Origin of the sequence: Pseudomonas sp. NFACC05-1 (assembly GCF_900100135.1) — a bacterium.
In the GTDB taxonomy this organism is placed as follows: Bacteria; Pseudomonadota; Gammaproteobacteria; order Pseudomonadales; family Pseudomonadaceae; genus Aquipseudomonas; species Aquipseudomonas fluorescens_Q.
The window spans coordinates 21575-32954 of record NZ_FMTR01000032.1 but is presented as its reverse complement, the minus strand read 5'-3'; the positions used below and the strand labels follow the sequence as shown (position 1 = coordinate 32954).

Sequence of the window (11380 nt, the reverse complement as noted above, 5' to 3'; positions counted from 1 at the left end):
ACAAAAAAGGGCTGCTGCGCAGCCCAGCGGGAGCAAGCTCCCTCGCCACAGGTTTTGCATTCCCCTGAAAACTGGCTGGACGGCCTGGCAAACCCCATAAAAAAACCGACCCGCACAAGGCGGGTCGGTTTTTTCTGCGCGCGTGAATCAGAACTGCGGGGTGTACTTCACGGTGAACATCAGGTTGCGTGGGTCACCGAAGTTGTTGTTGCCATCAAGCTGGTTGTAAGCGGACGTTAAGTACGTCTTGTCGAACAAGTTGTTGGCGTTGACCGCCAAAGCGATTTCCGGTGTCAGTTGGTAGCCGACACGGGCATTCCACACGGTATAACCCGGTATGTGGGTCTTTTCTTCGTAAACCAGTGTGTGGCTTTGGGTGGTAAAGCCCAGGCCAGTGCTGACGCGGCTCCAGTCGCCGGTCAGTTGGTAGTTGCCCCACACCCGCAGCATGTGTTTTGGCGTCCAGCTACTGAAGACAACACCGTCCTTCCCCGGCTCCTCCAGGTACTTGGTGGTGTTGTAGGTGTAGCCCGCGAACAGCTGCAGGTTGTCTATCACTTCACCACTGATTTCGGCATCGAAACCCTGGCTGCGAACTTTCCCCGAGGCTGTCGAGCAATACCCGCCCTCACATAGCATCCCTCCGGCGGTGTCTTCGATGGCACGGTTCTCGTGGTCGTAACGGAAGATAGCCAGGGAGGTATTGACCCGACCGTCCATCAGCTCACCCTTGAGGCCGACTTCGTAGTTGGTGCCGACGATGGGCTTAAGCACCGAACCGCTGGTATCGACCTCGGTCTGGGGCTGGAATATGTCGGTATAACTGGCATACACCGCCCACTCACGGCTCAGGTCATAGATGATACCGGCGTAGGGCGTGACCACCCCGGTTTCAGTGCCGGTGGTTCCCGAGTAGGGGGTAATACCGGCTGAGGTTTCAGTTTTCGCCTTGTAGCTGAAGTCATACCAACTGACCCGGGAACCCAGCACCAGCGTCAGGTCTTCAACCGGCTTGACGCGCCAGGTGCCGTACACGCCCTTCTGGCGGATATCGTATTTACTGAGGGTGCCCCGCCCCCCCGCCGCGATCAGACTCTCGTAGCTGATGTCCGGTCGGTCATTGTTCAGGTCGAAGATCGAATCGCTGGTGCCGTTGAAGGTACGGGCGAACTTATCATCCGTCTCCAACTGCGAGAAGTTTCCGCCGAGCATGACTTCCTGCTCCATCGACAGGGCTTCGAACTTGCCGGTCAGGTTCATGTCGAGACCGGACTTCGTGGACTGGAAATCGGTCACGAAGTCGGCATATTGCACGCCGGTGCCATCAGGGTTGAGGCCGCCAAGCCTTTGCACTCGCTGGTTTTTCGCCTGGTTGTCTTCGGTCATGTACACGGCCCCCACCTTGAGCGCCCAGTCCTCGTTGAAGCGATGCTCCAGGTCGGTGTAGTAGGTGGTGACATCGATGTCGGAACGGTTCCAGCGCGCGCCGGTGTAGGTCGAACGCGACACGTCGGGCATCGACCCGTCGGCGTAGCGTGGCAAGCCACGGATGTTGCCGCGCGATTCACCGTTGGATTGGCTGACGGCGAAGCCCAGGGTGGTGTCTTCGCTCAGGTCGATGTCCAGCGCGCCGTACAGCGAATGGGTCTTGCTCCACGCATGGTCGACGAAGGAATTGCTTTGGTCTTCGTCGGCGACGATACGGCCGCGGATGTTGCCGGCGTCATTCAGCGGGCCGCCAGCGTCCAGTTGCAGGCCGTAGTGATCCCACGAGCCGGCCTTGCCGGTCAGGGTCACGGTCGGAGCGTGCTGGCCACGCTTGCGCACCAGGTTGACGGCACCGCCGGGGCTGCCAGTGCCTTGCAGCAGGCCGGCGGCGCCGCGCATGATTTCCAGGCGGTCGAAGAAAATCAGGTCCTGGGTCGCCCAGTTGCCCAGCGAATAGTTGTTCCGCAGGATCGGCACACCGTCGTACTGCCAGTCGTCGATCTGGAAGCCGCGGGACGACAGGATCATGCCTTGGCCGACGCCCTGCAGGCCAACGATACCGGTGGTCTGGTTGACGGCGTCCTTGAGGCTGACCAGGTTCTGGTCATCCATCTGCTTGCGCGTCATCACGGTGATCGACTGGGGAATTTCCTTGAGGGTGTGGGTACCCTTGCCGATGGTCACCGCGTTACTGGTATAGGCCTGGCTGCCTTCGGTCGTCGCGTCCAGGGCCGTTGCCTTGACGGTGGTCGCGCCCAGCTCGAGGCCTCCGGTGGCAGGGCCGCGCATCAGCATCAGAGTATTGCCCTCGAGGCTGTAGCGCACACCAGTGCCCTTGAGCAGTTCGGCGATGGCCGCCTGCGGGCTCATCTTGCCGCTGACGCGGGTGCTCTTCAGGTCGGCCATATCAGCAGCGTTGTAGATCACTTGCTGGTTGGTCTGCTGACCGAACGCTTGCAGTGCCTGCGGCAGCGGTTGCGCAGGAATGTCGATGCTGACGTCTTCCGCCATCACCTGAGCGCTGAGGGGCAGTACGCAGACCAACCCCAGACCGGCCAACACCCGCCGCGAACGCAGGCCGCGGGACATGACGAGTGCCTTGAACAGAGGTTTCAACTCATGAATGGATGACATCGTGCTCTCTATTATTGGTAGAAGTAAAAGTCCATGGGGCCGAAGGGCCCGCCGCTCGCCAGCACACGTGAGCCCGCACGGTCGATTGCCCCAAGGCAATGTCAGCGCGTGGCCGACCGGCCCCTCCCCGGGCACGGTCATCTGGCTGGACGACGGCGAAATCTTTGCTGAACAAACCCGGTGCCTGGGCGTCCTGCCCGACCCGATTTGCCCACATACCTAAGTAAGACGCAGCACCTGCCAAAAACCGGAATGAGTTTATTTATCATTCGCGTAAAAAGTTAAAAAAAGGCCGGCGCTGATGGGCGCCGGCTTTTTTACCAACACCGCCAATACCAAAGCTGTGAACACACCTGTGGCGAGGGAGCTTGCTCCCGCTGGGCTGCGCAGCAGCCCCAAAAGCCCTCACGCGGTGAGCCAGACAAATAGCGGCAGCCGGTTTCAGGACTGCTGCGCAGTCCAGCGGGAGCAAGCTCCCTCGCCACGGGGGTTGGTGTATGGCGGGATTGATGGTGGGTTATTCGGATTCGTCAGCGTCGGGCAGACCTATTCATTGGCAACTCGGCCTTTGTGGCGAGGGGATTTATCCCCTCACCACAGGGTTCTGCCGGGTTTTAAGATTTGACCCGCCCCGGAATCAGCCCAGCGGCGCCGCCCTGGCAGCTTGTAGCTGGCGGGCCTGTTCGGTCAGGAGGGCCTTTTCCTCGGGGCTCATCGCTTCCATGCGCAGGCGCACCTGGGCGATTTTCTCCAGTTGTCCCGGACTGCTTTCCACTGCCCGCAAGGCCAGTGCCAGCGACGCTACGGTCGGATGATCGAAGACCAACCCCGGGTGGATGTCGCACTGCAACAACTTGCGAATACCGGCCACCAACTTGATCACCAGCAGCGAATGACCACCGGCGGCAAAGAAGTCGCGGTCGATGCCCAACCGCTCAAGCCCAAGCAATTGCGCCATGCGCGCGGCAAGCAATTGCTCCAGTGCATCCCGTGGGGCCGCGTCTTCGTCCGCCATCGCCGCACCCGCCCACTGTTGCAACGCCTTGCGATCGATCTTGCCGTTCGCCAGCCGCGGGAACCGTTCGATCAGTTGCAACTGCTGCGGCACCATCACACTGGGCAGGCGAGCGCTCAGCTCAGCACGGACGGCGTCCAGCAGACCCGCCGACCTGCCCTGCTGCGCCACGACAAAGGCCAACAGTCCCTGCTCGGCCGACGTTGCCGGCAGCACCAATGCTTCGGCCACTTGCGGCACACGCAGCAGCTCGGCCTCGATCTCCGCCAGCTCAATACGGAACCCACGCACCTTGACCTGCTGATCACGCCGACCGTGCAACTGGATCGCCCCGTCCGCGCGATAACGCGCCAGGTCGCCGCTGCGATACAAGCGCTGGGCCGGATCGAACGGGCTCTGGATGAACGTCTGCTCATCCGCCTTGGCATTCAGATAGCCCCGGCACAACTGCGCGCCGCCCAGGTACACCTCACCCAGCACGCCCACCGGCGCCAAGCGCAGATCGGCGTCCAGCACGTAAACCTGGTTGTTGCCCAGCACCTGAGTCAGCGCCGAACAATCGTCGACCGCGCCGTGCAGCGACAACGGATGAATCATCACCCCCACCGTGGCTTCGGTCGGCCCATAGTGGTTGAACACCCGGCAATCGCTGCGCAACCGGGCGATGCGCTCGATCAACGGCGGCGGAATCGGCTCGCCACCCAGTACCAGCGTACGCGGCAGGGTCGCCTGATCACTGTCGAGCAGTGCCGCAAGGTGCGACGGTACGATTTTCAGGCAGTCGATCCGTTGCTGCTGCAGGTACCCGGCAAACAACGCGCCGTCCTGCATCTGCTCATCGCTGGCCACATGCAGAGTCGCGCCATTGAACAACGCGCCAAACAACGTCGTGTTGCCCAGGTCCGCCGCCACACTGGACGTGAAACCGACGTCCTTGCACTGCTCAAGTCCCAGGGCCTGGCTGGCCTGGGCGGTGTAGTTGAGCAATTGCCGATGCTCGATCACCACGCCCTTGGGCACACCGGTGGAGCCGGATGTAAACAACACATAGGCCATGTCGTTGCCCTGAGTGACCAGGTCTGGCAATGCCCCCGCCGACTGACTCAACTGCGCCACGGTCAGCGCCTTGTAGGGCTGATCCTGCCAGGCCGGCAGATGCGCCGCATCGGTCAGCAACACAGCCGCGCCAGCCTGCTCCAGCATCAGCGCCTGGCGCGCCTGGGGCCATTGCACATCAAGGGGCAGATACGCCGCCCCCACGCGCCAGCTCGCCAGCATTGCAATCACCAGCTCCGCCGAGCGCGGCAACGCCAGCGCGACAATCGAACCCTTGCCCAGGCCTTGTTGCTTGAAGCCCTGGGCCAGGCTGTCGACCCGGGTTTGCAACTGGCCATAGCTCCATGACTGATGGGCGTCGGTCAGGGCGATGGCATCCGGCCTGTCAATCGCCCAATCGGCAATGCGCCGGGGCAGATAACGGCCATCCGCCAAGGCCTGCATCGGCGGGTTGATCGCTCGCAAGCGCTGTTCTTCGGCGCGACTCAGCAGGCTGAGCTGCGCCAGTGGGGTGTGCCCGGCCGCAAGGATCGACGCCAACAGCACGCCGTACTGCTCCAGCACGGCATTGGCCGAGGCTGGCGAATACAGCGCACTGGCGTAGTACAGATCAACCCCGGCAAGCTGCTCGGCACCGTTCAATTGCACCTGCAACAAGCACTCGAACCCATCGGCCCGCACAGGCACCGACACTGGCGCCCAGTGCAGACCACTGCTGTCCTGGGCACGACTCGCCTGAGCCACCGTAAAACCGTAGGCCGGGCACGCCGCGTCAGGGCTCAGTTCCGGCGTCCAGTATTCCTGCCAGGTGCGGTGTTCTTCGAGACGAGCCGCCAGCGCCACCAGCCACTCATTGAACGACTGGGTGGCGGGCAACGAAACGCACAGCGGCAAGGTTTTCTCGAACACGCCCACGGCACTGGCGAAGTATTCGTAGTCGCTGCGGCTGTCATGGCGCACACCGACCAGCGCCTGCTCACGCCCACTCAAACGGCCCAGCAACACCCACCAGGCGCCTTGCAGCAGCGTGGCAAGCGGCTGCCCGAGCTGCGTGGCCAGACGTTGCAAAGCCTCACGCTGGGCAGGCTCCAGTGTCAGGGCCACGCAGGCGTCGGCGGCGCGGGTCTCGCGGCTGGCGCTGCGGCCGGCCAACCATGGCGTGGCGATGTCCGTCTGCTGGCCTTGCAGGTGTTGCTGCCAGTAGCTGCGTGCGCTGGCGGCATCCTCATCCAGCACCACTTCACTGCGCCACTCCAGGTACTGGGCAAACTCGCCCGGTGCTTCGTCTTCCGATGCCAGAACCCCGGCGTACGCCTGCTGTACTTGCTCAAGCAGCAGATTCAGCGACTGCCCATCGGCACTGTAGCGGGCGATGCCCAGCAGCAGCTGCCATTGCTGGGGCCCCAGGCGATACAGCACAGCCTGGACGCTGGCCGATTCGCCGGGCACAAACGCGCGGCCCATCGATTCGTTGATCTGCGCCTGGACTTCCTCGGCCCGTTGCTCACCGGCCTGCACCGTCAGTGGGAAGCGCCCGGCACCAGCGGCGGCCTGACGCAAACCGTGGAACCCGGCGACTTTGCCCAATTGCGCCAGCAGCATCGGCTGCTGCGCCAGTAGCGTATCGAACGCCACTTGCAAGCGCTGCGGATCGAGGTCGCCGTCAATGACTACGTTCAGCCAGCGCAAGGCGTCGCCACAGGTCGCCGTGGTCGACAGTTGCTCAAGCACGGTTTGTTGCTCGGGCGTCAGGGCGAAACCTGAATCGTGCGCGTCCATCGTGACCTCGTTCATGCTCCGCTTTCCTCGGTGTTGAGTGCGCCCTGGGTGGTTTGCCCGGCGGCAGGCCGGTGCTCAAGACTGCTGTGGTCGTACATATCGCCCATGGCCACCACGATCTTGCGCGGCCCCTCGAACGGGTCGCGGGCGTGGGCCACCAGCATGTTGTCCAGCAGGATCACATCACCTTTCTGCCAGTCGAAACGCACCGCGCAGGCTTCATACAGCTCACCGATACGCGCCATCACCTCATCCTCAATCGGTGTCCCGTCGCCGTAATACACCTGCCGTGGCATGCGTTCGAGGCCGAACATCGACAGCAGGTCTTCCCGTACATCCGGCTCCAGCCAGTAGATGTGATGCAACTGCACCTGGTTGAAGAACGACTTCTCGCCGGTGATCGGGTGGGTGATGATCGCCGGGCCCGGCGTGCGGGTTTGCAACTCGTCGTTATCGAGCCAGCGCCACTGGATGCCACCCGCCCGGCAGCGGGCCTCCACTTCGCCGCGGTCTTCGGTCTTGAAGAAGTGCTGCCACGACACGTCGAGTTTGTCGGTGAAGGTGCGCACGTAGAGCAGGCCTTTGTCCTCGAACTTTTCACGAAGGTCCGCCGGCAGCTTTTCGTACATCAAGCGACAATCCACCACCGGGGTCGCGCCGCCCACGGGCGCGGCTTGCTCGCAATAGAACATCTGCTTGCGCGGCCAGCGGTCCTGATGGGAGCTCTCGTTGTGGAACAGGATCATCTTGCGCTCGGGGTACGGCGTGGAGCGGTAGGTGTTCTTGCCCCCTTCCTTCTTGGGCAGGTCGCCGTACTGACCATAGAGGCCCGGTTGGATCGCTTCGGCGAACGCTTCAAAGCCCTGGATGCCGTCCAGCTGGAAACCGCGAAACAGGATGCCCGCATGTTCGGCCAGCTTCTGTTCAATGAACGCCCGGTTCTGCTGGATCCACTCGATGACATCCAGATGGGGCTCGCCCGGCTCCAGCATCAGCGGGAATCGTTGCGGCGCCGCCACCAGGGATTCGCGCACCCGCGTTGGCCGGGGCCTGGCGACCGGGGTCGCGGAACGCTTGAGAAACTTGCCCAGTTTATCGGCCTTGGGCCCCGGGACGGTGGCAGGCCTGGCGGCTGCCGCCAAGTTGTCGACTGGCATGCGGATAGCTCCCAATTGAATGTCCTGATCAGCGACGATCTGTTCCAACAGGGCTGTCCAGGCCTGAATCAGGTGCTGAATGCGCTCATGTCCGAACAAGGTTGTGGCGAACTGCCAATTACCGCGCAGTTGCCCTTCTTCTTCGTCAACGAACAACGCCATGTCGAATTTAGAATGGGTCTCAAGGGCTGGCAGGGCTTCCACGTTCAATCCGGCCACGGTTCGGCTGCGTACCGGTACGTTGTTCATCACGAACAACACCTGGAGCAACGGATTCATCCCCTTGTGTCGCGGTACGCCCGACGCCTCGACAATCTGGTCAAACGGCAGGTCCTGATGCTCCAGCGCACCGAGCAGGTTGTCCTGGGTGTGGGCCAGGAACGCCGCAAACGTGAGTTCAGCGTCAAAACGCGAACGCAGAGGCAACACGTTGACGAAGAAACCGATCAGGCGCTCAAGCTCAGGCTGTTCACGACCGGCCACGTCGGCACCCACGACGATGTCTTGCGCCGCGCAGACCCGGTGCAACAACACCTGGAACGACGCCAGCAGCGTGCTGTACAGCGTGACACCGGCCTCGCTGGATAAACGCCGCAATGCCGCCGTCAATCCGGGGGAAAGGTGGAACTGCAACGCATCGCCGTCATAGGAGGCCGTCTGCCCCCGGGGGTTTTCCAGTGGCAGGCTCAGGCGACCGTCATAGCCACTGAGCCGGTGTTTCCAGTAGTCGGCCTGACGCGCCAGCACGCCCTGGTCTTCCAGCGCCTGCTGCCACAACGCGAAGTCGTAGTACTGAACGTCCAGGGGCGACAGCGGCATCGGTTGGCCGTTGAGGGACGCTTCGTAGACTTGCACCAGCTCGTTGATCAACAACCCCATCGACCAGCCATCGGAGATGATGTGGTGCATGGCATACAACAACACATGCTCGGTCGGTCCCAGGTGCAGGATCCGCCCGCGCCACAGCGGAGCCTGTTGCAGGTCAATCGGCGTGCGCGCGTTTTCCAGCGTCGCCCGGGCCACCTGTTCTTGCTGGGCGCTGGGCGAGAGGCCCGACAAATCGATCACCGGGAAGTCCCCTTCGATCTCATCGGCAATCAGCGCCAGCGGATCGCCTTCGTCGTCCTGGGTATACGCCGTGCGCAGCACGTCATGGCGGCGGACCACTTCGGCGAAGCTGCTCAACAGGTGTTCCACCGACAACTCGCCAGACAAGCGCAACGCCAGGGGCATGCCATAGGCCGAGGTGCCGCCGGACAATTGTTCGGCGATCCACAGGCGCCGCTGCACCAGCGACAACGGTGCCGAACGTCGCGGCCCATGGGCCTTGAGCCGGATCCCACTGGAGTCGCCCGCCCGAACCGCTCCATCCGCACTCCCAGCCATCAGGGCCGCCAGCGCCTTGAGCTGCGGATGATTGAACAGGTCCCGCAGGCTCAGCGGATAGTCCGTCAGCTTGCGCAGTCGTGAGACGGCCTGGGTGGCCAGCAACGAATGGCCGCCGCGTTCGAAGAAATGATCGTTGCGCCCGATCTGCTCTACCTCCAGTACTGCTTGCCAGATGCAGGCAATCCGTTGCTCCAGCTCACCCTCGGGCGGCACGAAGCCTTGCTGCGACTGGTTGGCGTCGAATCGGGGCAGCGCCTTGCGCTCCAATTTGCCGTTCGGGCTCACCGGCATGCGCTCAAGCCATACCCAATGCTGCGGGACCATGTAGTCCGGCAGGTGCTGGCCCAGGTGGGTCTTCAAGGCCTGCTCGAAGGCAAGGCCGATACTGGCCTCGGCATTCAACAGCGCCGAGGATTGCGGCACCACATAGCCCACCAGCAGCGTGCCGTCCTGGGCGATCACGACGCTGTCGCGGACCTCGGCATGTTCGGCCAGGCGCGCCTCGATCTCGCCCAGTTCAATGCGCAGGCCACGGATTTTCACCTGATGATCCAGGCGCCCGGCGTACTCGATCACCCCGTCGGCCCGGTAGCGCGCCAGGTCGCCGGTCCGGTACAGGCGCGCGCCGTCACCAAACGGGCTGGTGACGAAGCGTTCGGCGGTCAACGCCGGACGACGGTGATACCCCCGCGCCAGGCCTTCGCCCCCCAGGTACAGCTCGCCAGTGACCCCCACCGGCAATGGCGACAGGTCCGGGTCGAGGATAAACGTGCTCAGGTTGGCGATCGGTTGACCAATCGGCACCGCGTCCCGACCTTCGTCGACGCAGGTCCAATGCGTCACGTCGATGGCCGCTTCGGTGGGGCCGTACAAGTTGTACAGGCCGGCAGCGGGCAGTTTGGCGAACACCTGCAACTGGGCATCCACCGGCAAGGCTTCGCCACTGCAAATGATCCGCTTCAGGCTCTGGCAACGACCCACCGCCGGGTCTTGCATGAACACCTGCAACATCGACGGGACGAAGTGCAAGGTGGTGATCTGCTGCGCGCTGATCAGCTCGATCATCTGCGCCGGGTCGCGGTGGGCACCGGGTGGCGCCATGACCAGGGTCGAACCGGTCAGCAATGGCCAGAAGAACTCCCAGACCGACACGTCGAAACTGAACGGCGTTTTTTGCAGCACACGGTCGCTCGCCGCCAACCCATAGGCGTCCTGCATCCAGAACAACCGATTGACCAGCGCCGAGTGACGGTTACCCGCGCCCTTGGGTTTGCCGGTGGAGCCCGACGTGTAGATCACGTAGGCGAGGTTTTCAGCATCGACCGCGACCGCTGGATTGCGGTCGCTGCGACCGGCCAGCCAGTCGCCGGGCTGATCCAGTACCAGGCTGCGCAGGCCGGTCGGCAGCGGCAGTTGTTCCAGCAAATGCCCCTGGGTCAGCAGCAAGCCAATGCCGCTGTCGTCGAACATGTAGGCCAGGCGATCCTGGGGATACTCCGGGTCCAGCGGCACGTAGGCGCCGCCGGCCTTGAGGATCGCCAACAGGCCGACCACCATTTCCACCGAGCGCTCCACGGCGATGCCCACCAGCACATCCGGGCCGACGCCGTGCTCGATCAGCACATGGGCCAGGCGGTTGGCCTGGGCATTGAGGTCGGCATAACTCAGCCGTTGAGAGGCAAAAACCAGGGCACAGGCATCGGGGGTTTTAGCCACCTGCGCTTCAATCAGTCGATGCACACTGCAATCGAGGGGGTAATCCATCGCGGTGGCGTTCCAACCCTGCTGGACCTGTTGCTGTTCGGCATCGAGCAATGCCAATTGCCCGACCGGGCGCTCGCCGCCCAGGGTCAGTTGCTTCAGCAGATGGCGCAGGTGCCCGCCGATACGACTCACGTCGGCCGGCGTGAAGCTGTCGTGGCTGTAACTCAAGAGCAACGACAGCGTTTCCCCCAGGTTCACCGCCAGGGTCAGCGGGTAGTTGGTTTGTTCGTGATTGGCCACCTCGCCGAAGCGCAACGTGGCCGGTGCCCCCTCTTGCAACGCCTGGGACACCGGGTAGTTCTCGAACACCAGCAGTGTGTCGAACAGCGCCGCACCGCCCTGCCCGGCCCAGCGCTGGATATCGAACAGCGGCGTGTGTTCGTGTTCGCGCAGGCTCAGGTTGCGCCCCTGGACCTCCTGCAACCATTGGCCGACGCTCTGCTCGGCCCGTGGCTGGCCGATGACCGGCAAGGTGTTGATGAACAGGCCGATCTGCTGCTCCACGCCGGGAATCTGTGCCGGACGCCCGGCCACGGTGGCGCCGAAGGCAACGGCGGCGTGTCCGGTACAGCGTTGCAGCAACAACTGCCAGGCCGCT

3 protein-coding genes (1 of these 3 only partly in view) are annotated in these 11380 nt (G+C 63.2%); all 3 read right to left on the bottom strand.

Annotation, left to right across the window (positions count from 1 at the left end):
- Positions 1 to 147 precede the first annotated feature (147 nt).
- Complete coding sequence (locus BLO97_RS27770; protein ID WP_092349199.1) at positions 148 to 2622, bottom strand: TonB-dependent siderophore receptor; 2475 nt, start codon at positions 2620 to 2622, stop codon at positions 148 to 150.
- A 637-nt stretch (positions 2623 to 3259) separates the two neighbouring features.
- Entirely contained in the window at positions 3260 to 6487 is a 3228-nt protein-coding gene (locus BLO97_RS27765) for a non-ribosomal peptide synthetase (protein WP_092349196.1), read from the bottom strand.
- Positions 6484 to 11380: the 3' portion of a non-ribosomal peptide synthetase gene (locus tag BLO97_RS27760; protein WP_092349193.1), read on the bottom strand. Its footprint extends 8639 nt past the window's final position; the window shows 4897 of its 13536 coding nt (coding positions 8640–13536); its start codon lies off the right edge, out of view — the gene reads right to left on this strand; its stop codon occupies positions 6484 to 6486. Before BLO97_RS27760 ends, BLO97_RS27765 begins: the two co-directional genes overlap by 4 nt.